This is a genomic window from Paraburkholderia nodosa, from assembly GCF_001718195.1.
Lineage (GTDB): Bacteria > Pseudomonadota > Gammaproteobacteria > Burkholderiales > Burkholderiaceae > Paraburkholderia > Paraburkholderia nodosa_A.
The window spans coordinates 351695-373820 of record NZ_MCNV01000004.1; the positions used below are offsets into that span (position 1 = coordinate 351695).

General features: G+C 65.2%; 14 protein-coding genes. 8 read left to right on the top strand and 6 right to left on the bottom strand.

The window, feature by feature from the left end; genetic code table 11:
• Nucleotides 1–7: 7 nt before the first annotated feature.
• Nucleotides 8–1222, bottom strand: coding sequence for an efflux RND transporter periplasmic adaptor subunit (locus BFD71_RS10860; RefSeq protein ID WP_069263365.1), 1215 nt, complete (start codon nucleotides 1220–1222; stop codon nucleotides 8–10).
• 10 nt (nucleotides 1223–1232) lie between these two features.
• The gene (locus tag BFD71_RS10865; protein WP_069263367.1) at nucleotides 1233–4442 is read right to left on the bottom strand and encodes an efflux RND transporter permease subunit; all 3210 of its coding nucleotides are present in this window, start codon (nucleotides 4440–4442) and stop codon (nucleotides 1233–1235) included.
• Between the two features lie 273 nt (nucleotides 4443–4715).
• Here BFD71_RS10865 and BFD71_RS10870 point away from each other — a divergent pair, with 273 nt between their 5' ends.
• The gene (locus BFD71_RS10870; RefSeq protein WP_069263369.1) at nucleotides 4716–5072 is read left to right on the top strand and encodes a DUF4148 domain-containing protein; all 357 of its coding nucleotides are present in this window, start codon (nucleotides 4716–4718) and stop codon (nucleotides 5070–5072) included.
• A gap of 605 nt (nucleotides 5073–5677) precedes the next feature.
• A complete protein-coding gene (locus BFD71_RS10875) occupies nucleotides 5678–7120 on the top strand; it encodes an undecaprenyl-phosphate glucose phosphotransferase (protein WP_069263372.1) in 1443 nt (480 codons plus the stop codon).
• A 58-nt stretch (nucleotides 7121–7178) separates the two neighbouring features.
• Here the strand turns inward: BFD71_RS10875 and BFD71_RS10880 are convergent, their stop codons facing one another.
• Nucleotides 7179–8003 (bottom strand): WecB/TagA/CpsF family glycosyltransferase, encoded by an 825-nt coding sequence (locus tag BFD71_RS10880; RefSeq protein WP_069263374.1) that lies wholly within the window; start codon nucleotides 8001–8003, stop codon nucleotides 7179–7181.
• A 308-nt stretch (nucleotides 8004–8311) separates the two neighbouring features.
• Between BFD71_RS10880 and BFD71_RS10885 the strand changes: the two genes are divergently transcribed.
• The 3 genes from BFD71_RS10885 (at nucleotide 8312) to BFD71_RS10895 (ending at nucleotide 12024) form a co-directional block, all read left to right on the top strand.
• On the top strand, nucleotides 8312–10030 hold the full coding sequence (locus BFD71_RS10885; RefSeq protein WP_069263378.1) for an FAD-dependent oxidoreductase: 1719 nt from the start codon (nucleotides 8312–8314) through the stop codon (nucleotides 10028–10030).
• Complete coding sequence (locus tag BFD71_RS10890; protein WP_069263381.1) at nucleotides 10030–10965, top strand: NAD-dependent epimerase/dehydratase family protein; 936 nt, start codon at nucleotides 10030–10032, stop codon at nucleotides 10963–10965. The genes BFD71_RS10885 and BFD71_RS10890 overlap by 1 nt, the downstream gene beginning before the upstream one ends.
• 351 nt (nucleotides 10966–11316) lie before the next feature.
• Nucleotides 11317–12024: a transposase gene (locus BFD71_RS10895; RefSeq protein WP_069263384.1), complete on the top strand. Its 708-nt coding sequence runs from the start codon at nucleotides 11317–11319 to the stop codon at nucleotides 12022–12024.
• 301 nt (nucleotides 12025–12325) lie between these two features.
• On the opposite strand, the gene BFD71_RS10900 is transcribed toward BFD71_RS10895, so the two are convergent.
• Nucleotides 12326–13006, bottom strand: a complete 681-nt coding sequence (locus BFD71_RS10900) for a VIT1/CCC1 transporter family protein (protein WP_069263387.1) — start codon at nucleotides 13004–13006, stop codon at nucleotides 12326–12328.
• Nucleotides 13007–13035: 29 nt separating this feature from the next.
• Complete coding sequence (locus tag BFD71_RS10905) at nucleotides 13036–14787, bottom strand: SulP family inorganic anion transporter (RefSeq protein WP_069263393.1); 1752 nt, start codon at nucleotides 14785–14787, stop codon at nucleotides 13036–13038.
• A gap of 442 nt (nucleotides 14788–15229) precedes the next feature.
• Here BFD71_RS10905 and BFD71_RS10910 point away from each other — a divergent pair, with 442 nt between their 5' ends.
• Together BFD71_RS10910 and BFD71_RS10915 are read left to right on the top strand one after the other, a co-directional pair.
• On the top strand, nucleotides 15230–17620 hold the full coding sequence (locus BFD71_RS10910) for a DUF3141 domain-containing protein (protein ID WP_069263396.1): 2391 nt from the start codon (nucleotides 15230–15232) through the stop codon (nucleotides 17618–17620).
• A gap of 78 nt (nucleotides 17621–17698) precedes the next feature.
• Complete coding sequence (locus tag BFD71_RS10915) at nucleotides 17699–18880, top strand: acetate/propionate family kinase (protein WP_069263399.1); 1182 nt, start codon at nucleotides 17699–17701, stop codon at nucleotides 18878–18880.
• 145 nt (nucleotides 18881–19025) lie between these two features.
• Here BFD71_RS10915 and BFD71_RS10920 read toward each other — a convergent pair whose 3' ends face one another.
• Nucleotides 19026–21452 carry a putative bifunctional diguanylate cyclase/phosphodiesterase gene (locus BFD71_RS10920; protein WP_069263402.1) on the bottom strand — a complete coding sequence of 809 codons (2427 nt, stop codon included), beginning with the start codon at nucleotides 21450–21452 and terminating at the stop codon, nucleotides 19026–19028.
• A gap of 175 nt (nucleotides 21453–21627) precedes the next feature.
• Between BFD71_RS10920 and BFD71_RS39030 the strand changes: the two genes are divergently transcribed.
• The gene (locus BFD71_RS39030; protein ID WP_176732859.1) at nucleotides 21628–21882 is read left to right on the top strand and encodes a hypothetical protein; all 255 of its coding nucleotides are present in this window, start codon (nucleotides 21628–21630) and stop codon (nucleotides 21880–21882) included.
• Nucleotides 21883–22126: the final 244 nt, after the last annotated feature.

The following is a 22126-nucleotide window of genomic DNA, read 5'->3' on the forward strand; positions in this document are numbered from 1 at the left end:
GCCTCGCTTACGCTTTCGCTTGCGCAGCCGTCGAGGCTGCCGCCACGCGCACGCTCTGGCCGCTCGCAATGGCGTCGCCGGGATTGTTGATGACGCGATCGGTCGGCGCGAGTCCGGTGGCGATTTCCACATAGGTGCCGAAGTCGCGGCCGATGGTCACCTTGCGCAATTGCACCATGCTCTTTGCATCCACCACCGCGACGGTCACGCCGTCCGGGCGGAACAGCAGCGCACTCACGGGCAGTTCGAGCGCCGGCGCGGCCGCCGTGAGCGCGAGGTGCACCTGCGCGTAGGCGCCGGGCATCAGCGCGCCGTCGTGATTGTCCACATCGACTTCCACATGCAACGTGCGGCTCACGGGATCGATCACGTTCGAACTGCGCGCCACGCTGGCTTCGAAGCGGCGGCTTGGATATTGCTGCGTCGTCAACCAGACTGCCGTGCCTGGCGTGACGAGGCTCGCGTCGTCCTGAGGCACGTCCACGTACACGCGCAGCCGGTCGGTCTGCGAGAGATGGAACAGCTCGCCTGGCATCGTGGCGAGGCCGGGCGTGCCGCCCGCGGTGACGAGCGCGCCCACTTGCACGTTGCGCGCCGTAATGACGCCATCGAAAGGCGCGGTCACCTTCTGGTAGGAAACCAGCTCCTGCAGCCGCGCCACGTTGGCCTGCGCCGCCTGGAGCGTGGCCAGTTTCGCGGCGGCGTCGCTTGTTTTCGCCTGGGCGTCCTGCTCGGAGACCGATTGCGTCTGCAGCATCGTTTGCCAGCGCTGCGCCGTGCTGCTGGCGAAGCGATAGTTGGCCTGTGCGGTGGCTTCGTCGGCGCGCGCCTGCTGGAGTTGCGCATCGAGCTCGGGCGTGTCGATCTGCGCGAGCGTCTGGCCTGCCTTCACGTGCGCGCCGATATCCGCGTACCAGTGCTGCACGTACCCGCTCGTGCGAGCGTAGATCGAGGCGTCGGCCCAGGACATCACGGAGCCGGGCAGCAACAGGTCCTGCGTGACGGGTGCGCGCGTGGGCGTGAGGGTGGAGACGATCAGCTCGCGCTGCGCCGCGACCTGCTGCGCTTGCGCCGTGCGCGCCTGGAGGCGCGGTACGATGCCCGCCGTGAGGAGCGCCGCGGCGATGGCGAGGCAAGTCAGGCCGACGACGACAGCCGAGCGACCTCGCGTTGCGGTTCGCGCCGCGGCATCGCGTTCTTCGTGCGGTGTCTGCGATTTCATTATGGAATCCTTATTCAACGTGAGTGGTTGTATCGGCTTGCGCATCGTTGCTGGCATCGCGCGCGGCGCGGCGTTGCGCGAGCCAGCCATGCACCATGCCGAACACGACCGGCACGAACACGAGCGTGGAAAGCGTGCCGATCGCGAGGCCGCCGATCACGGCGCGCCCGAGCGGCGCGTTCTGTTCGCCGCCATCACCGAGACCCAGCGCCATCGGCAACATGCCGATCAGCATCGCGAGCGCCGTCATGAGCACTGGGCGAAAGCGGTTGAAACCCGCATCGAGCGCGGCGGCGAGCGGCTCCATGCCCGCGGCGAGCGACTCGCGCGCCGTGTTGATGACGAGAATGCTGTTGGCCGTGGCGATTCCCATGCAGAGGATCGTGCCCGTGAGCGCCGGCACGCTGAGCGTGGTCTGCGTGACGAACAGCATCCACGCGATCCCGGCGAGTGACGCCGGCAGGCCGCTCACGATGATGAGCGGATCGAGCCACGACTGGAAGTTCACGACCATCAGCAGGTACACGAGCGCGATGGCGAACACGAGGCCCGCCGCAAGGCCACTGAACGAGGCGTTCATCGACTGCACCTGGCCGCGCATCACGATCGACGAGCCAGGCGGCAGTTGCGCGCGTGCGGCGTTCACGAGGCGGTTCACATCGGAGGCGACGCCGCCCAGGTCGCGTCCCTGTGTCGACGCAAAGATGTCGAGCACGGGCTGCACGTTGTAGTGCGACACCACGGCTTCCTGCGAGCTGCGCGAGACCGTGCCGAGCGTGCCAAGCTGGTTTTGCGGCGAGAACGTGACGGATTGCGACGTCGTCAGCGGAATATTGGCGAGTGTTTGCAGCGAATGGATATCGTATTGCGGCACCTCGGTCACGAGCGGATAGCTCACGCCGTTCTTCGGATCGAGCCAGAAATTGGGCGTGGTTTGCGAGCTGCCCGACAGCGCGATGAGCAGGTTCTGCGCCACGTCGTGCTGCGTGAGGCCCGCTTGCAGGGCCTTCGTGCGATCTACGTCGACGTTGATGGTGGGCTCGTCCCCAGGCTGCTGGATGCGGGCGTCGACGAGGCCGCGCACGCCACGCATCTGGTCGAGCAGATGATTCGCCACGACGCGGTTTTGCGCGAGCTTGCTGCCGACGATCTGCACGTCGATGGGCGCAGGCAGGCCGAAGTTCAGGATCTGGCTCACGATGTCGGCGGGCAGGAACGCGAAGGTCACGCCCGGAAACGAGGCGTTGAGCGCGTTGCGCAGCTTCGCGACATATTGCGCGGTGGGTTTGTGCTTCGGCGCGAGCGTAACGAGGATGTCCGCGTCTTCGGGACCGATGGGGTCCGACGAGTCATATGTGAGGTTGATGCCGCTCACCGGCACACCGATGTTGTCGAGCACCGCGGCTTGTTCGGCGGGCGGAATCACGCTGCGGATTTTCGCTTCGACTTCGTCGGTAATGCGGGCCGTTTCCTCGATGCGCGTGCCGGTAGGCGCGCGCAGGTGCAGGCGGATTTCGCCGGTATCGACAGCGGGGAAGAAGTCGCGGCCGGTGAACGGCACGAGCACGAGCGAGCCGAGGCACAGCGCGACCGACAGCACCACGAAACGGCGGCGCTGCGCAATCGCCGCCTGAAGCAGCGCGCGATAGCGGTTGCGCACCGCTTCGAAGCGCCGTTCGAAGCCCGCCTGAAAGCGCGTCAACACACCGGCGATGCCGCGCCTGGGCGCAGCGTCAGGCTTGCGCGCACGCAGCAGATACATGGCGAGCGTGGGAATCAGCGTGCGCGAGAAGAAGTACGACGCGCACATCGCGAACACCACGGCCTCGGCGAGCGGCACGAACAGATACCGCGCCACGCCCGAAAGCAGGAACATCGGCACGAACACGATGCAGATGGAGAGCGTCGAGACGAACGTCGGCACGGCGATCTCGCCGGAGCCGTTGAGAATGGCGTCGTGCAGCGGCGCGCCGCGCTCAAGATGATGCGTGATGTTTTCGATAGCGACGGTGGCGTCGTCAACGAGGATGCCGACCGCAAGCGCGAGGCCGCCGAGCGTCATGATGTTGATGGTCTCGCCGAGCGCCGCGAGCGCGATGAGCGACGTGAGCACGGCGAGCGGAATCGTCACGGCGATGATGAGCGTGGCGCGCCAGCTGCCGAGAAAGAGCAGAATCATCGCGGCGGTGAGGCAAGCCGCAATGAGCGCCTCGCGCACCACGCCCGAGATCGCCGACTTCACGAACACGGACTGATCGGAGAGCGGCGTGATCTTGAGCGCGCTCGGCAGGCCCGCGGCGATCTTCGGCAGCATGGCCTTCACCTGCTGGATGATCGTGAGCGTCGAGGCGCTGCCGGTCTTTTCGACCGTAAGGAGTGCAGCGCGTTTTCCGTCCGCGCGCACGATGTTCGTTTGCGGCGCGTAGCCGTCGATCACGTGCGCGACGTCGCGCACATACACCACGCTGCCGTTCACGGTCTTGATGGGCAGGTCGTTGAGCGCCGCGACGGTTTGCGTGCTGCGGTTCATCTCCACGTTGTATTCGCGCGAGCCGATCTTCGCCGTGCCGCCGGGCAGGATGAGGTTCTGCGCGTTCACGGCGTTGACGACGTCCGCGGGTGCAAGACCTTTGGCCTGCAACGCTTTCGGATCGAGCTGCACCATGATCTGGCGGATCTTGCCGCCGTAGGGCAGCGGCACGGCCGCGCCCTGGACGGTCGCGAGCTGCGTGCGGATGAAGCTGTTGCCGAGGTCGTAAAGCGACTGCTCGGGCAACGTCGCGCTGGACAGGCCCAGTTGCAGCACCGGCACCGTGGAGGCGTTGTACGTGATGATGTTCGGCGGCAGCGTGCCGGGCGGCAGCACACGCAGGATCGACGCGGAGTTGGACGCCGCCTCGGCAATCGCGCGGTTGATGTCGGCGCCAGGATGGAAGAACACCTTCACGACCGACACGCCGTTGAGCGACTGGGATTCGATGTGCTCGATGTCGTCCACGTCCGAAGTCAGCGCGCGCTCGTAGTTCGAGGTGATGCGGTGCGCCATGTCCTCGGCGGAGAAGCCGTTGTAGGTCCAGACGATGCTGACCACCGGGATATTGATGTTCGGAAAAATGTCCGTGGGCGTGCGCATGATGGCGAGCGGCCCGAGGATAAAGAGCAGTACGGCCAGCACGATGAACGTGTAAGGCCGTCTGAGAGCCAGTTTGACGATCCACATGACGGGGTCCGGGTTGAGGCGGGAGTGGCGAAAGTATCGGGAGGGCGCGCTTACCCGGTCCTGACCTCGACATTACGGATTTGTCATCTTTGCCGCGCAAGGACGCTAGCCGCCGGGGGCGCGCTGCGCCCAGATAACGAACTCGTAATCAGCAGGTCAGCTTTGGGTCAGCGCCGCGCGACCAGAATGCGTTCAACCTTCGCGACATTGCCGAGGGTGGCTGAGGCGGCATCCCTTCCCGATGCAGCGGCCATTCATTGAGAGGTGAACACCATGAAAGCACTCGTTTCCACATTGCTCGTTGCCTGCGCCCTGGCCGCTCCCGCTGCCGCTTTCGCACAGACCGCCACCCCCGCCGACCCGGCCAACGCGCCGGTCACGCGCGCCCAGGTGATCGCCGATCTCGTGCGGTTGGAGCAGGCGGGGTATCGTCCGGTGGCCAAGGACGTCAACTACCCGGATGACATCCAGCACGCGGAGGCGATCGTGGCCCAGGAGCAGGCGCAAAAGAACCAGCAGGCCGCGCCGGGCAGCACGGCGGTCGGCGGCGTGGCGATGACGGGCAGCTCGGACGCGGGTGCGCCGGTCGTGGCCAGCGTCGGCGAGCGGTCGATTTATGCGGGCCACTGAGCGAGCCACTGGCTGCTCGAACGCGGCGCAGCAGCCCCGGCGATAACGCCGGGCGCTCCCGCGCATTTCGATTCGCTTGAACAAACGTTTGCGCGAACGTAATTCGCCCCATTCGCGCGCAAGAAATCGCTATTCATTTTTATTGAAGCCCCGAACCTACCCTACTAATTACGGCGGCGTTAAATCAGCCGCATCGGCAAATTCCCCACGATACCGCGCGTTTTCACGGCGCTATCTTTCCGGATCACGCAAATTCATAATGCGCTGGTAAGATACGCGCGAATTGGGATGGCCGTTCTCCATTCCGGGCTATTGGCGCGAATCTAGACCACTCGCGCTGCCGGAACAGGAGTCTGCGCCGTCAGGCCGACGGGGAGCGGCCGTCTTGCACTACGAATAGCGCTCCATGTTTAAAAAAGCGCGTACGTTCGGTTCGTGTGTTTAATCGCAAGCGTTTGAGACTCGCGTTTCGCCTTTCTAGCGAATCGTCGTCCGCCGCTTGCTGCTGTTGCGCCTTGCGCAGACGGTCATTCCCCTCGCGGTCTAATCCCGCCGTCATGCCAATCAGGCGTATAAAACAGTCGCACATACTGGCCGAACCCGTCATGTCCACCCAGTCGACCCACCATCACCGCCTCTTTATGGCGCTGGTCGGTGTCATCAGCGCGGCGCTCAATACGGGCGCGCTCGTGGCGCTGTTGTTGCTGCGCGGACAGACCGGCGATACGCCGTACACGCGGGCGTTGACCGGGGCGTTCGCCGTGGCCGCGTTCGTCGTGTTTGCGCGCTTTCACCTGGTAGCCAGCGCGCGTCATCTCTGGTGGATGCTGGGCCGCGGCGCATGGCGCTGGTGCCGGCTGCCGGTCGCGCTCATGGTGCTGCTGTTCGCGACGCATGGCGATAGCGGCACGACGGCCCTGCGTACGCTGGTCGTCCAGTGGGCCGCCATTGCGCTGCCGCTGCAACTCGTCGGCCTGGCTGTATTGCGCGGCGTGGCCCACAGCGTCAACAACGCGCCCGGCAACCTGCGCCGAGCGGTGTTCTTCGGGATGGGCCGCGAGGCGCGCAAGCTGAACCTGCGCCTGCAGCGTTCGCCGATTCTCGGTATTCACGTGGTGGGCTATTACAACGATGCGCCTGCCACGCCGCGTGACGGGGAAACGCTGCCGCCGTATCTCGGCCGCTATGAAGACGCCGCCACGCGCATCCACGCGAACGACTATGAGATCGTGTTCCTCGCGATGGGGCAGGCCGCGATGGCGCGAGCCGACGCAACGCAAGTGAAGGACATCACGGCCGACATCGTGACGCGCCTCTACGATTCGACGGCTGCGATCTATCTCGTGCCCGAGCTGCATTACCTGGAGGACGTCGCGACGACCGGAGCGGACCTGGCCGGCGTGCCGCTGCTGGCACTGCACGACGTGCCGATTCTGGGGCTCTCGCGCATGCTCAAGCGCGCGGTGGACATTGCCGGCGCGGCGTTGCTGCTCGCGCTGCTGTGGCCCGTCATGCTCGCGATCGCGCTGGTGATCCGGCTCGATTCGCCGGGCCCGGTGATGTTCAGGCAGCGCCGCAACGGCGAGCACGGCCGGGCGATCGTCGTGCACAAATTCCGCTCGATGCGCGTCGCGGCGGAGAACGAGGGCGATGCACAAGAGCAGGGCGTGCGCCAGGCCCGCAGCGGCGACGACCGGATCACGGCCGTGGGGCGCTATCTGCGCCGGACTTCGCTCGACGAGTTGCCGCAGCTCTTCAACGTGCTGGGCGGTTCGATGAGTCTCGTGGGTCCGCGTCCGCACGCGGCCGAGCACAACGAAGAGTACCGGCAGCTGATTCCCGGCTACATGCTGCGCCATAGCGTGAAGCCGGGCATTACCGGCTGGGCGCAGATCAACGGGTTGCGCGGCTTGACCGATACGCCCGACAAGATGCAGCGCCGCGTGGAGTACGACCGTTACTACATCACGCACTGGTCGCTGTGGCTCGACCTGCAGATCCTGCTGAAGACGATCCCGTCGATCGTCTCGGGCCGCAATGCGGTTTGAAGCGTGCGCCGCGCGAGACGTGGCCGGACATGAGCCGGCCGCGTCCGCATCGGCGGCCTCACGCCGCGCGCTGCTGCGTGCGCGCCATGCGCCAGTGACGCCACAGGATGGCGAAGAAGCGGCGGTCGTCCACGAGGTAGCGGCGCCACAGGCGCGCGGGGTCCTGTTTGATGCGCCAGCACCATTCGAGACCGCAGCGCTGCATCCACACGGGGGCGCGTTGCTGCAGGCCGACGGCAAACTCGACGGCCGCCCCGGCGCACAGCATGAGGCCGCCCGGCAGCTTGCTCGCGTGATGCAGGGCCCAGCGTTCCTGCTTGGGCATGCCGAGGCACACGAACACGATATCGGGCGCGGCCGCGCGCACGCGCCCGGCCACCGCATCACCCTCGGGGCCGGTCGGATCGAACGTCATGGAAGGTGCGATCACCTCGACGTCGAGGCCCGGATAGTGCTGCGCGAAGCCATTCAGGAGCGTGGCTTCGTGACCCGGGCGGCCGCCGACTACCACCACTTTCCAGCCGGCTGCGTGGGCGCGCTCGCACAGGGCGGGCAACAGGTCCGCGCCGGTCACGCGTTCCGGCAGCGGCGCGCCGAACAGGCGGCTCGCCCAGACCACGGGCATGCCGTCCGCGAACAGGAAGTCGGCGGTGCGGTAGAGACGATGAAGATCGGGCTGCGTGTCGAGACGCACCACGTGGTCGACGTTCGGCGTGACCGCGACACGCGCCCGGCCGTCGCGCTGCAAGGCGGCGGTGCAAAGCACGTCGAGCGCGGTGTCGAACGACACGGCGGCGATGTTGAGACCGAACAAGGGAATGCTCGGCTTGAAGACACCCCGTGCGGCCGCCTGCGGCGCCGCTGTTATGTAAGGCGTACTCATCTTGTTTTTGTGACCCCGACGTGCGTACACGACGTGAGCCACGCACGGCGCCCGTTGAACCGGCGTCGTGCCACCCCGTCATGCGACGTACGTTATGTTTTTTTCTGGTCTCCTGGCTTTTGCCAAGGCGTTTTGGACTTCAGACGGAATCTTACTGCTGTGTCGGTGCTGCGGGTAATACAACAGTGTTTTTTTAGAGACAAAAATCGGGATGCGTCTGAAATTTCTCTGGTGGCGCCGTTGGTTGCACGCGAGCGATCGGCTACGATCGCCGCGGCCCGTCTTCCCTTTCCCATACATAACAGACGATGATCACCGACGCCCGTGAGATTCCCGCCGGCACGACGCTGCACGCGGACCTGTGCATCGTGGGCGCCGGCGCCGCCGGCATTGCGCTCGCGCTCGCGCTGGAGAAGAGCGGGCTCGACGTAATCGTGCTGGAAAGCGGCGGCGAGGCGCCCGAGCCTGCCACCCAGCAGCTGTACGCGGGCACGGTGGCGAATGCGGCGCTTCATCCGCCGCCGGACAACTACCGCGTGCGGCGCTTCGGCGGCTCGACCACGCTGTGGGGCGGCCGCTGCATGCCGCTCGACGCGCACGACTTCGAGGCGCGCGATTACGTCGCGCACAGCGGCTGGCCGATCGCGTTCGCCGATGTGCTGCGCCACTACCCGCAAGCCAACGCACTGTGCGAAGCGGGCGAATTCGCCTATACGGCCGAAGGCGCGTTCGCGGCGCCCCCGCGCCCGATGATCGGCGGCTTTGCCAGCGACGTGTTTTCGACGCACACGCTCGAGCGCTTCAGCTGCCCGACCGATTTCGGTCAGCGTTACCGGGCGCGCCTGGCGAAAGGCGGCGTGCGTGTGCTCCAGCATGCGAACCTGTGCCGCCTGCCGATGCTGGCGGGTTCGACGCGGCTTGTCGGCGCAGCTCAGGTACGCGTGCTCAATACGAAAGACGCGACGGGCGGCGCGACGTTCGCGGTGGCCGCACGCGCCTACGTGCTCGCGGCCGGCGGTCTCGAAGTGCCACGCCTGTTGCTCAACAGCCCCGGGCCGAGCGGCGGGGGGCTCGGCAACGCCCACGACGCGGTGGGCCGCTATTACATGAGCCATCTCGCGGGCACGATCGGCACGCTCGATCTCGCGGCGGCGCAGTCCGTGTGGCACGGCTACGAGGTGACGGAAGAGGGCATCTATTGCCGTCGCCGCCTCGCGCTGCGCCCGGAACAGCAAGACGCGCTGCGCGCGGGCAACTTCATTGCGCGCCTGCATCATCCGCGCATTCCGGACGCCGGGCACGGCAATGGCATCCTCTCCGCGCTGTATCTCGCGCGCGGCATCGTGCCCTACGAATACGCGAAGCGCCTCTACGACGGCACACCCGAAGGCTATGCGGGCTCCACGCTCGCGCACGCGAAAAACGTCGTTGCGGACGCGCCGAACACGGCGCGTTTCCTGTGGCACTGGCTGCGGCGGCGCACGCTGGCCGCGCGCAAGTTCCCCTCGGTGATCGTGCGGCCTGCGAATCTGCGTTTCTCGCTCGACTTCCATGCGGAGCAGGAGCCCAATCCGGCGAGCCGCGTCACGCTCGGCGATGAAACCGATGCACTCGGCTTGCGCCGCATCCATGTGGACTGGCGCTACACGCAGCAGGACGTCGCGACCGTGAGCCGCGCGCTCGCCGCGCTTGCGCACGAGGTCGAGCGCGCGGGCGTGGGCCGTTTCACCTACGACCCCGCGCAGGTCGAGGCCGAAATGACGCGCTACGGAGCCTATGGCGGCCATCACATCGGCACGGCGCGCATGGGGCGCGATGCGCGCACGAGCGTGGTCGATGCCGACTGCCGGCTGCACGAAGCGGACAACGTCTATGTGACGGGCGCCGCGGTCTTCCCGACTTCGGGCCAGGCGAATCCGACCTTGACCATCGTCGCGCTCGCACTGCGGCTCGCCGAACACCTCAAGGGCGCCGCCGATCTTGCCGCGCTGCCCGTTCCAATCGCAAACCCTTCCGAACCCGCGTAATGAAAGCCCGTATTCTCGTTCTTGGCGCGACCGGCTTCGTCGGCCGCCATCTGGTGAAAGCGTTGAGCCGTACCGAATGGGCCGAGCCGGTGGCCGCCTCGCGCAGGGAAGGAAGCGGCTTGCGCCGTGTCGATGCCGCGAACCCCGCGTCGCTCGCCGCCGCGCTGGCCGACGTGCACGGCGTGGTCAACTGCGTGGCGGGTGCGCCGGCGACGATCGTCGCGAATGCGCGCGCGCTGGCGGCACGCGGTGCGCCGCTGCCCGTGGTCCACTTCAGTTCGATGGCGGTGTACGGCGCCGCCGAAGGCCGTATCGACGAAGCGGCGGCGCTCGACGCCGTGAGCCCCTATGGCCATGCGAAGGTCGAGTCGGAACGACTGCTCGCTGCGCTGCCCGCGCTCACGATACTGCGCCCGGGTTGCATCTACGGAGGCGGCAGTCCGCAGTGGTCGGCGCGCATTGCGCAGCTGCTGTGCGCGCGGCGCCTGGGTGACCTCGGCGCCGCCGGCGACGGTTGCAGTAATCTCGTCCACATCGACGACGTCGTGCAGGCGGCGCTGGCTGCGCTGCGCACGCCGGCTTCGGGCGCTCAGGCCTACAACCTGGCGATGGCCGAGGCGCCGCGCTGGAATGAATACTTCGTCGCCTACGCGCGAATTTTGGGGGCGACGCCCGTGGAGCGGATCGGTGCGCGGCGTCTTGCACTCGAAACGAAGCTGTGGGCGCCTGCGCTGAAGATTGCCGGGATCGCGGGGCGCAAACTGGGTGGCGTGAAGGTGCCGCCGCCGCTGCCGCCTTCGCTCGCGCGGCTGTGGCAACAGGACATCCGGCTCGACGCGCGCCGCGCGGAACAGGCATTTGGGATGACGTGGACGCCGTGGCGCGTCGCGCTGCAGGCCGAAGCGTTCATGGCGGCGTCGTCGCGCGCCGACTGAACCGGTCGGGTTAGGCGGGGTTTCGGCGCGTCGAAGGCTTCGGCTTCGACCCATCACTATAATTCGGAGTCCTGCGGATAAATTTTGCGACTTCAGTCACTTTTACCATCGTACCCTCATCGCTACGCTTTAGTGGTGCCGGATCGCGCTTCGACGGCTATTCAGCGGCGGCGTAAAAATGCGCGCGTTGCGCTCGTCAAATCAGCGAATTGAGGCCATAAAAAAGGCCTGTTCGCGTCGCAGACGTGCGCGCACGGCCCATAGAATTTGATCGTAGATCCACTCACGCAGCGTCAGGCGATCGATGCCTGTCGGATCGCTCCCCCACATCGGATTTCCGGTTAATTCAGCATGACACGGCTTGCACGGCACTACGTCCCAGAACAACCGCAGCACGTTATCTTGCAGGGGCTCAAAGGGCCCGCATTCCTCGACGAAGGAGACTACCTTTACTTCCTCGCCTGCCTCGCGGACGCCGCGCGCGTCGCCGATCTGGCAGTCCACGCGTGGGTGCTGATGCCCGACGCGGTGCAGTTCCTCGTCACGCCTTCATACGAGTCGAGCGTAGCCATGGCGATGCAGGCGGTTTGCCGTCGCTATGTCGAGACATTCAACCGCCGCCATGGACGCCGCGGTGCGATGTGGCGTGGCGAGTACCGGGCAACCGTGATCGAACCCGACCGCTATTTCCTGCTCGCGAGCCAGGTCATCGATCATGCGCCGGCGCGCAACCGCCTCGTGGCAGAGCCGGGCAACTATCCGTGGTCGAGCTACACGCACCACGTCGGGCTGCGTGTCGACAGGTTCGTCAAGGATCATCCGCTCTATCGCGCGCTCGGCGATACGCCGTTCGAACGGCACGAGTCTTACCGCGACCTGGGCGCACAGCCTCTCGACGAAGCCGAGGTCAATAACCTGATGCGGGCGACGCTCGAGGGCTGGGTGCTCGGCAGCGCCGCCTATTGCGAATGGGCGGCGCAGACAGCCAACCGGCGCTTGATGCCGTTGCTGCTGCGCGACCGGCCGGCCAAGGTTCGCAGGGCTAGCGCCCACGCATGACGAGGGACAGTGGGCTAGCCGCACAGCGGGGGTGGTCGTTCGTCCTGATGGGTCGATCGTCTACGAGATCCATCCGGACGGGGATCGTTCGCCGGCCATCCGCGTACGGCGTACCTGGGTCCTGGCTACGAATACTGGCACAACGTGTATGGCACGCCGGCTTCCGAACAACCGGGCACGACGCAGACATCCGTGCCGATGTTCGTGGCCGAAATCCACTTCCAGGCAGCGGTGACGGTCATCGCCAGCCGCAGTGCGGGCTGCCGATGACCGCGGATAACGAAGCCGTGTCGCCTGACGGCTAGCCGCCGAGCGCAATGATCGCCATCGTCAGCACGATCCCAAGCAGCATCATCGCGAAGCCCGCTTTCATCGCGCCCGCGCCGGTGTAGCGTCCGAGCGCGAATCCGGCGGCGAAGAGCATCGCGAGCGTGAGTATGCGTGAGATGACGAGCGCCGCTACGTGATCCCTCACGAGGATAAAGGGCAGGGCAACCGGGAACGTCGATACGACCACGAGCAGAAAAACGCTCACTGCCCCAAGAAAGTCATCGCGCTTGAAATGCGCGCGAGGTGGCAGCGTAGGCGCCGCGGCGAGGCGCGCGCGAATCAGCTCGAGTTCTTCGTCGTCGACGAGCGGTTCCAGCGCCGTCGGCAATGCGTCGCGCAACGCCCGCACGGCCGCGGCGCGGTCTGGTTCGCGTTTCACGGTCAGGGCGAGTGTCAGGCGCTGTCCGCGATCCGCGAGCGTGCGGACGAGATACATCACGGCGTCTGCGAGGCCCCAGGCGAGATTGCATCCGAGGGCGGCCAGGAACAGTTTGCGGCCGGCGTCCTCGCCCGCTGTGACCGCCTTGACGGCGCCGACGAAAGTCAACGCCATGAACAGGCCAAAGCACAGTTCGGTCACGCGCTCGACGGTGTTGAGTACGGGCTCGCGCTTTTCGGCCGCGTTTTGCTGTGTCGGGGTAGTGGTATTCATATGGCCTCTTGCAAAAAGTAGATAAGCGCTCAGGGCGTTCTCTGTCCAGGGTGCCTACTGGCAGACGATACGTCATCGCGCGCAATGGCATGCTGCGCCTCCCACCACGCGGCTAGCGCCTGTTCGAGATTGAGAAACATGCGCTCGTGTCCAAGCACGCTGCCGAGCGGCGCCTTCTCGAGCACGGCAAAGACATCGGGATTGAGGCCCACGACCCAGACTTCGATTCCACTCTCGCGACACTTCTTCTCGGCCTCGGTCAGCATCTTCAATGCTGTGTACTCCACATCGAATACGGCCCGCATATCGAGCGCCATGACCCTGGGGCGCGTCTGGGCGAGGAGCGGCATGATCTTGTGCACGATGTTGGAGGCGTTGAGAAAGAAAATTCGTCCCTCGGGCCGCAGGAGCAGCAGTCCGGGAAAGTCCTCGTCGTCCGGATGCTCGTCCGATACCGGACGGAATACGTTCGTGCCGCGTTTGCGCCGCAGCACGTACACAGGGGGATCGGACACCTGATGGGCGAGTGCCACCAGCGATACGACGATGGCGATCAGGATGCCTTGCAGCGTGCCGAGCAGCACGACGCCCACCAGCGCCACGACCGCCCAGACAAACTCGGTGCGCCGGATGGCGAGGATCGCGCGGAAGTCCTCCGGATTGAGCAGGCCGATCGAATAGACGATCACCACGGCAGCGAGCGTGGCATGCGGCATGAGTCCGATGACGGGCGCGAGCAGCACCATGGTGCCGAGCGTCACGGCCGCGGTGGCGAGTTCGGCCAGTTGCGAGTGCGCACCGGCCAGCCGGTTGACGGCCGTCTGGGTCGTCCCGCCGCCCGCGGGCATCGAGCCGAACAGCGCGCCCAACGCATTGCCCAGGCCCGTCGCCAGCAGTTCGCGGTTCGGCAGCGGAACGGGTTCCCCGCTGAGCGCGAATGCGCGCCCTGAAGCAATCGTTTCGGTAAAACTCATCAGGGCAATGCCCACCGCCGCCGGCCAGAGCGCGTCGATCAGGGAAAGATCGGGCATCACGAACGAAGGCAATCCGGTCGGGATCTCGCCGACGATCTCCACGCCGTACCGCTGCACGCCGGCGAAAGCGACACACGCTATGCCGAGCGCCACGGCAATGAGCGGGGCGGGGGACTTCGGATACCAGTGTTCGAGCGCGACCAGCACGGCGATCGTCAGTGCGCCCATGGCAACTGTCGCCATCGACGCATGGGGAAGCCCGGCAGCGAGCGCATATACGTTATGAAAGAACGATCCTTTCACGACGTGAATGCCAATCAGTTTCGGCAGTTGATCGAGCACGATGACGATGGCGATGCCGGCCTTGAAGCCCGTCAACACGGGCTCGGAAATGAAGTTCGCGACAAACCCCAGCCTGAGCAAGGCCGCGAGAACGAGGAAGAGGCCGACGAGCAGCGTGAGTGTGGCGGTCGCGATGACCAGTTGGGCGGTGTTGCCATCGGGCGCAACCTGACCGAGCGCGGCCGCGCTAAGAATGGCCAGCGTCGCGCTGGTGCTGACGCTCAGTGGCCTTGACGTACCGAAGAGCGCGTAGATCACCATCGGCACGAACGCCGTGTAGAGCCCGGTCTCGACGGGCAGTCCGGCAACGCTCGCGTAAGCCATCGCTTTCGGCAACACGACAGCCGCCGCCGTGACGCCCGCAACGATGTCGGGTTTGATCCACGATGTCCGGTAGTCGCGTACCCATTCGAGAACGGGAAGACGAAAGCCGGATTTGCGGTGCGACGCGGGCTGATCGCGCATGATGCTGTGGCCTCCAGGGGCAGAAACACGACCGACGCACATCTACGTCGAATGTCTCACCGTTACTTCCCCGTGGGCTACTGCATTCAACATGCTGAAGCGGAAATTTGACGAATCCCATGTTGTTGATCAAGCGTCAATCGGACTTTGGTCCTACTGCTGCAAGGGCAATCGTTACGGCGGGGTATGGGCCGATGGTCCTATAGAGAAAGCACGCGAGCGGCTGCACGATTCAGTTCGTGCAGACGGAATCGTCGCCGGCCCGGCGCGGCGCCGTAACGAACCTGTCACGTGCGTCTGCCAGTGTCTGGAGAGATAGCAGCCATGCCGGCCTTTACGGCTACGCGCGCGACTGCCCAGCATATTCGTAAGCATTCCTTTCATTCAATCGAGGCGGCGGAGGTGGCTTTTGCCACCCCTTCGCGGACCAGAAGGTGATGCCATGACCGACCTAGCCAATCAATATGCGCGTTGCCAGGAGATCGGCGGCAAAGTTGCCCGGCTCCTCGCCAGGCGATCGGAACTAGCGCAAACCCAATTCAGTCAGCGTTTAGCGGATGCGACTGGGCGGCTGGTCGAAAGCGATAAACCCGCTTCGGCGAGCCCAGCATGGGCAACCGCGCTGGACCCCTGGGCCGGCTACCGCTACGCGGTGGATGTCGCCGAGCGGTCCGTGCTCTTCTGGGACACCTTGCGCCAGCGCGGCAATGGCTTCGTCGAGCAGGCCCGCAACGGTCTTCGGCCAGTCCTCCATTTCGGCCACGAACTCGTGATCGACGGCCGGAAGCTGGCGCGGCCGGTCAACTACGCGCTGGTGCGCCTGCTGCCGCCCGACGGTGTGGTCATCGACGTTAGCAAGCGTCCTTATGTGATCATCGACCCGCGTGCGGGCCACGGTCCGGGCATCGGCGGCTTCAAGGACGATTCACAGGCCGGTGTTGCGCTCAAGGCGGGCCACTCCGTGTATTTCGTCATCTTCTTTCGCGATCCGGAGCCTGGCCAGACCCTGCTCGATGTCTGTGCGGCGGAAGCGCAATTCGTCAAGAAGGTGTGCGAACTGCACCCGGACAGCCCGAAGCCGGCGATCGTCGGCAACTGCCAGGGCGGCTGGGCCGCCATGATGCTCGCGAGTTCCGACCCGGACCATACGGGGCCGCTCGTCATCAACGGCGCGCCGATGTCCTACTGGAGCGGCGCGTGGAGCGAAGGCGAGGGCGACAACCCCATGCGCTATTGCGGCGGCATGCTGGGCGGTACCTGGCTCGCGTCGCTGACGGCCGATCTCGGCAACGGCAAGTTCGACGGCGCCCATCTCGTGCAGAATTTCGAGAATCTCAATCCCGCCAACAGCCTATGGGACAAGTACTACCACCTGTTCGACAACGCCGATACCGAGCCGCCGCGCTTCCTCGACTTCGAGCGCTGGTGGGGCGGCTATTACCTGATGAACCGCGAGGAGATCGAGTGGATCACGCGCAACCTGTTCGTCGGTAACACGCTCTGGTCGGGCGAAGTTCGAGGTCTCAACGGGACGGCGTTCGATCTGCGGGAAATCAAGTCGCCGATCATTCTGTTCGCTTCGCTGGGCGACAACATCACGCCGCCTCAACAGGCATTCAACTGGGTCGCCGACATTTACGGCAGCACGGAAGAAATCAAGGCGCGCGGTCAGGTGATCGTAGGACTCGTGCACCAGAGCATCGGCCACCTCGGCATTTTCGTTTCGGGCAAGGTCGCGAAGAAGGAGCATCGGCAGATCGCCTCCGTGCTCGAAGCGATCGAAGCGTTCCCGCCTGGTCTTTACGGCATGGAGATTGCCGAGCGTCGGGGCGAAGACGGAGAAACGGCATACGACGTGTCATTCCGCGAGTATCGGCTCGAAGAGATTGCCGCGCGCCTGAACCGCTTCGAGCGTAGCGACGAACAGCCGTTCGAGGCCGTCAAGCGCGTATCGGAGTTGAACCAGCGTGCGTACGAGCTGTTCCTGCAACCGTGGGTACGGATGTGGTCGAACGAAACGACAGCGAATCTGCAGCGGCAGTTTCATCCGCTTCGCGCGCAGCGCTGGGCGCTTTCGGATCTGAATCCGTGGCTCGCCTGGCTTGGGCCTGCTGCCGAGGCAGTCAGGGCAAAGCGGCATGCCGAAGTCCACGAAGAGACGCGGTTGAGGGAGTTCGAGCACTACGGTTCGGAGATGTTCAGTGCATCGCTCGACTTCTATCGCGCGATGCGCGACGCCATGACGGAGAGCGCGTTCTTTTCCTTCTACGGGAACCTGTACACCGTCGAACGCGGTGAAGAGGCGCAAGCCAGGCCCGCCGCGGCTGCCGGAGACCCCCGCGATCTGCCGTACGTGAGGGACGCGTTGGCGTCGATGACCGAAGGCGGCTACACGGAGGCGCTGGCTCGCGCCGCCTGCCTGCTCGCGCGCCGGGGCGAGCCGCTCCCGCTCGCGCGGCTCGCGCTGCGCCACGAACTCGCGAAGGATTACGCCGCTTATTTGCCTCAGCTGCCGGGCGACCAATGGCGGCGCGTGCGCGGCGAGCAGGAAATCATCGTGCGTTACGAGCCGGAACAGGCGCTCGCCACGCTGCCGCATCTGCTGGCCGACCCGCAAGACCGGGAGAAGCTGCTTGAACTGGCCGAGAAGCTGCTGGACGACAAGCGCGTGCAGGAAGCCGGGCCGACCGCTGCCCAGCTCAGCATGCTCGACAAGATCCGTTCGTCGCTGCCGCTGGAACGCACACCGGCGGTAAGCACAGTCGGAGCCATGCATGAGGTTCCCGAGGCGCCGCCCACTCGCGTGGCGCCCGATCTCAAGGAGGCGTCGTGAATCGCGAATACGAAGAGTATGAGCGGCTTGTCCGCGGTCCGTCGTTGCTCGCCGGCGCGCGGGCGATAGGGTAGAACGATGGCCGACGTCATCCTCGTTCTCAATGCCGGTTCGTCGAGCATCAAGTTCAGCGCGTTCAATGCGCAGCCGGACGATCTGCCGCTTGTCATGCACGGCCAGATCGAAGGCCTGCTGTCGGCGCCGCGTTTCGTCGCGTTCGATGGGAAAAGCGTGCTGACAGGGAGTCACGATTGGGGCAATCAACCCCTCGGGCATGATGAGGCCGTTGCTCACATCGCCCAGTTCCTGCGCAGCCATCGCGACGGCAACCGCGTGGTCGCCGTCGGGCATCGCGTGGTGCATGGCGGCCGCGAGTTTTCGAAGCCCGTGGCCGTCACACCCGCTGTGCTGGACGCACTCGACAAGCTCGCGCCCCTCGCGCCGCTCCATCAGCCACATAACCTGAAGCCGATTCGTGTCATCGCCGGACGCGATCCTGAGCTGCCGCAAGTCGCCTGTTTCGACACGGCGTTTCATGCGACACAGCCTGCGCTTGCCTCGACGTTTGCGCTGCCGGCAGCGTTGACGGAGCAAGGCGTGCGGCGCTACGGCTTCCACGGGCTGTCCTATGAGTACATCGCCAGCACGCTGCCCCATGTCGCTCCTGACGCAGCGAAAGGCCGCACCGTCGTCGCGCATCTCGGCAATGGCGCGAGCATGTGTGCGATGGACGCGGGCAGGAGTGTGGCGAGCACGATGGGCTTCACCGCGCTCGATGGGCTGCCCATGGGCACGCGCAGCGGCAATCTCGATCCCGGCGCGATTCTTTACCTGCTAGACGAACTGAAAATGGATACGCGCGGCGTCGAGGACCTGCTGTACCGCCGTTCGGGTCTGCTTGGGGTATCGGGTATTTCGGGCGACATGCGTACGCTGCTGGCGAGCCACGACGCGCGCGCCGCCTTCGCCGTCGAGTTGTACGCGTATCGCATCGGACGCGAACTGGGATCGCTCGCCGCCGCGCTGCAGGGGCTCGACGCGCTGGTCTTCACCGCGGGCATCGGCGAGCACTCGCCGGAGATCCGGCGGCGGGCCTGCGAACAGGCTCGCTGGTGCGGAGTGGAAATCGACAGCAGGGCGAACGAAGCGGGCGGCCCCTGTATCAGCACGGCGTCGAGCAAGGTCTCGGTCTGGGTGATACCGACCAACGAAGAACTCATGATTGCGCGCCACACGCGTGAAGTAACGGGCGTTGCGTGACACTGCCCGTTGCGAGGGAGAAGACGGATGAGCCAGAGCGTTCAACATCCGGGTTTTGCAGCGGCCATGGACATTTCATGCCGCGTTGAGTGAATTTTTTGTGACGCGGCTTTCGTCGCGCCGCCCGAGCGCGCCGTAGCACGGTTCACGCGGGCAGCGGCGCCGGACGTGCCGCCGCATTCGCCGCGATGTCGGCGATCGCGCCGGCGCTCACGGCGTGGCTGTACAGGAAACCCTGGGCATGCGTGCAGCCGTTTTGCAGCAGGAAATCGCGGTGACCGCTGGTTTCGACGCCCTCCGCGATCAGTTCGAAATTGAGCGCCTTCGCCACGGCGATGACGGCGAGCGTGATCGCTTCCGTTTCCGTGTCCTGGCCAATCTCGCGCACGAATTCGCGGTCGATCTTGAGGCGATCGACGCGAAAGCGCTTGAGATACCCGAGGCTCGAATAACCCGTGCCGAAATCGTCGATGGCGACGCGCACGCCCATCTCCCGCAGACCGGCCAGCGTGCGCGCGGCGAGATCGGGCGTGCGCATGAGCGCGCCCTCGGTCACCTCGAGTTCCAGCAGCGCCGGCGGCAGACCCGAATCGCGCAGTGCCTCCCGCACCTGGCCCATCAGGTCGCCATGCTCGAACTGCAAGGGCGAGACGTTGACGGAGACGCGTATCGGCTGCGCCGGGTCCCGATTCCAGCGCGCTGCTTCCCGGCATGCCTCGCGCAGCACCCATTCGCCTATGCCGCGAATCAGGCCGGTTTCCTCGGCGACCGGGATGAACACGGCCGGCGACACGCTGCCGAGCTCCGCGTCGGTCCATCGCAGCAGCGCCTCGGCGCCGATCATCGTGCCCGTTGCCATATCGAATTGCGGCTGATACAGCACGGTCAATGCGCCGTTGCGGAACGCCTGGCGCAGGCGCGTCGAAATGCGCAAGCGCGAGGTCGCGGCTTCGCTCAATTCCGGGCGATAGAACTGGTACTGATTGCGGCCGTTCTGCTTGGCCAGATACATCGCGGCGTCGGCATTGCGCACCAGCGCGTCGGCATCGTCGCCGTCGGCGGGGTAGAGGCTGATGCCGATGCTGGCCTCGATGAAGAGTTCGTGGCCCGCTACCTGTATCGGTTCCGTCATCGCGGCGAGCAGTGAGTCGAGCAGCGGTTCGAGCAACGGAGCGGCGCCGTCGGCGATGACCATGAATTCGTCGCCGCCATAGCGCGCCACCGTGCCACGCTCGCCGACGACGCGCTCGATGCGCCGCGCGATCTGGGCGAGCAGCGCGTCGCCGATGCGGTGGCCGAGCGAGTCGTTGACCTCCTTGAAATTGTCGAGATCGAGGAAGATCATCGCGAGCGTCTTGCCCGCACGGCTAGCCTGCTGCAGTTCCCGGTTCACGCGCTCGTCGAAATACTTGCGGTTCGTGAGGCCGGTGAGCGCGTCGTATTCGGCCCGATGTCTCAGTTCAGCCTGTGCTGCGAGCTGCGTCGTGACGTCTTCCATCACGCAAAGGGTCGCGCTTCGGCCGTCGAAATCCGTTTGCAGCTGGAATACGTTCATCGAGCGCAACTCGCCGCTCTTCGTTCGGTGTTCCCAGATGGCTGTGCCGTCGTCGTGCCCGCGCGCGTGCGCGAACGGGGCCCCATGCAGCGCGGTCTTGTTCATGCGCAGATCGCCAAGCCTCAGCTCGAGCATCTCGCTCGCGCGGTAGCCCAGGGCTTTCGCCGCCATGTCGTTGACGGCGACGAGCCGCATGGACGCGTCGTCGACGATCCAGATCGGCAGCGGATTGAGCTGAAAGAGGCGCTTGTACTTCTTGCGGTTGACGTCCGCCGCCTGGAGCGCCTTGCGCAACGATTTCGTGATGCGCGCGTTGCGGCGAAGGAATGCCAGCAGCAGGCACGCCGCGGCCAGTCCCGACCCGAGCAGGAGCGCCGAAGCCATTTGCGAATCTCGCGACGCCCTCGTGACCGACTGGTCGAGATGCGCGTCTTCGTCCATGCGGATCTCGCCGATCTTTTGCATCGTCTGGAAAAAGCGCGCGTCGAGTTCGCCCAGCGACGGCGTATCCATCGTCACGCTGCCCGGCTTGAGCATGGAAAGCATCGCGAGCCGGTTGCTCAGGGCGCCCAGATGGCGAATCATGTCCTTCAACTCGTCGAGCAGGGCGATGCAGCGCTCGCGGCCTTCGCAGGTCCGCTGCGCCGCGTTGGCGTTGTCGATCAGTGCCGGAAGCGGATAGATGTAGGCGGCGCGCCGATAGAACGGCCGCGTGCCGATTACCGTGTAGAGCTGCTCATGCTCGTCGAGAAGTGCATTCTGCAGTTCGTCGAGATCCCGCTTGGCCGATTCGACCGCACGCTGCTGCGAAAGCGCATAGCGCTGCTCATGAGACTGCCGCAGGGCAATGGCGGTATTGAGCGCGATGGCCGACAGGATCGCAATGAGGGCCAGCGGCGCGACCAGCCGGGTTTTTTGTGCGCTCCATACGTGCAACACACGCCATAGGCCGATGAGCGCCGGCTTTGCGGCCGGATTTCCTGCGCTATCTCCCATCTTGCTGTCCTCACGCTGCATGCTCGTCACCCTGCGCCCACAATCTCTGCAATTGACATATCGACAAAGATCCGGGCAACTTGAGGGCGGCCAATCGCTATTTCGCCAGGGCCGATTTGGGGCGGATTTTGGGTCGGAAGGAGGGCGGTCACGCCCAGACGCTAAAGTTTGTGTGCCGGCCGCCGAAAATCCCAGCATGGCGCACGAACAACCCAAACCACCTCAAGAGGATCCGATCCGGGCAGAAGCACGGGCGCTGGAAGGCAGCATCCGCGCGATCAGACGGGCACAGGGAAAGCGCAATCCTGAAGACTGTGTGCCGGGCAGCCCGGAATCTTTCGCGGTCATGGAAGCGTTCGTGCGTGATGTCGGACGTGTGCTTGCGCTCGATATGCTCGAACATGAAAAGAACAATGACAGCGATGTGAACGGAGCGGATTCGACTGGTTAGACAATTAGCCATATCAAATGATAAACGTTATCAGGATTCCAGATTTACACCGGAAATAGAGGAATCGACCGGCAGGATCGGTGCATTCACAACGTCGTGGAATCGCCGCACCGTCCTGATACAACCTGTTACATTGAATCAAACGCACGCCCATCAAGCCTCCCGCGCTCCAGTGGAAGACATCCGAAAGTATTCTTTCACGGCATTTACTCATTCCGCGACTTATCTCCTCTAGGGCGCATTC

Bases quoted from the DNA above. Each gene is read 5' to 3' on its own strand.
- BFD71_RS10860 (WP_069263365.1), bottom strand. From the start codon at position 1,222: ATGAAATCGCAGACACCGCACGAAGAACGCGATGCCGCGGCGCGAACC.
- BFD71_RS10865 (WP_069263367.1), bottom strand. From the start codon at position 4,442: ATGTGGATCGTCAAACTGGCTCTCAGACGGCCTTACACGTTCATCGTG.
- BFD71_RS10870 (WP_069263369.1), top strand. From the start codon at position 4,716: ATGAAAGCACTCGTTTCCACATTGCTCGTTGCCTGCGCCCTGGCCGCT.
- BFD71_RS10875 (WP_069263372.1), top strand. From the start codon at position 5,678: ATGTCCACCCAGTCGACCCACCATCACCGCCTCTTTATGGCGCTGGTC.
- BFD71_RS10880 (WP_069263374.1), bottom strand. From the start codon at position 8,003: ATGAGTACGCCTTACATAACAGCGGCGCCGCAGGCGGCCGCACGGGGT.
- BFD71_RS10885 (WP_069263378.1), top strand. From the start codon at position 8,312: ATGATCACCGACGCCCGTGAGATTCCCGCCGGCACGACGCTGCACGCG.
- BFD71_RS10890 (WP_069263381.1), top strand. From the start codon at position 10,030: ATGAAAGCCCGTATTCTCGTTCTTGGCGCGACCGGCTTCGTCGGCCGC.
- BFD71_RS10895 (WP_069263384.1), top strand. From the start codon at position 11,317: ATGACACGGCTTGCACGGCACTACGTCCCAGAACAACCGCAGCACGTT.
- BFD71_RS10900 (WP_069263387.1), bottom strand. From the start codon at position 13,006: ATGAATACCACTACCCCGACACAGCAAAACGCGGCCGAAAAGCGCGAG.
- BFD71_RS10905 (WP_069263393.1), bottom strand. From the start codon at position 14,787: ATGCGCGATCAGCCCGCGTCGCACCGCAAATCCGGCTTTCGTCTTCCC.
- BFD71_RS10910 (WP_069263396.1), top strand. From the start codon at position 15,230: ATGACCGACCTAGCCAATCAATATGCGCGTTGCCAGGAGATCGGCGGC.
- BFD71_RS10915 (WP_069263399.1), top strand. From the start codon at position 17,699: ATGGCCGACGTCATCCTCGTTCTCAATGCCGGTTCGTCGAGCATCAAG.
- BFD71_RS10920 (WP_069263402.1), bottom strand. From the start codon at position 21,452: ATGCAGCGTGAGGACAGCAAGATGGGAGATAGCGCAGGAAATCCGGCC.
- BFD71_RS39030 (WP_176732859.1), top strand. From the start codon at position 21,628: ATGGCGCACGAACAACCCAAACCACCTCAAGAGGATCCGATCCGGGCA.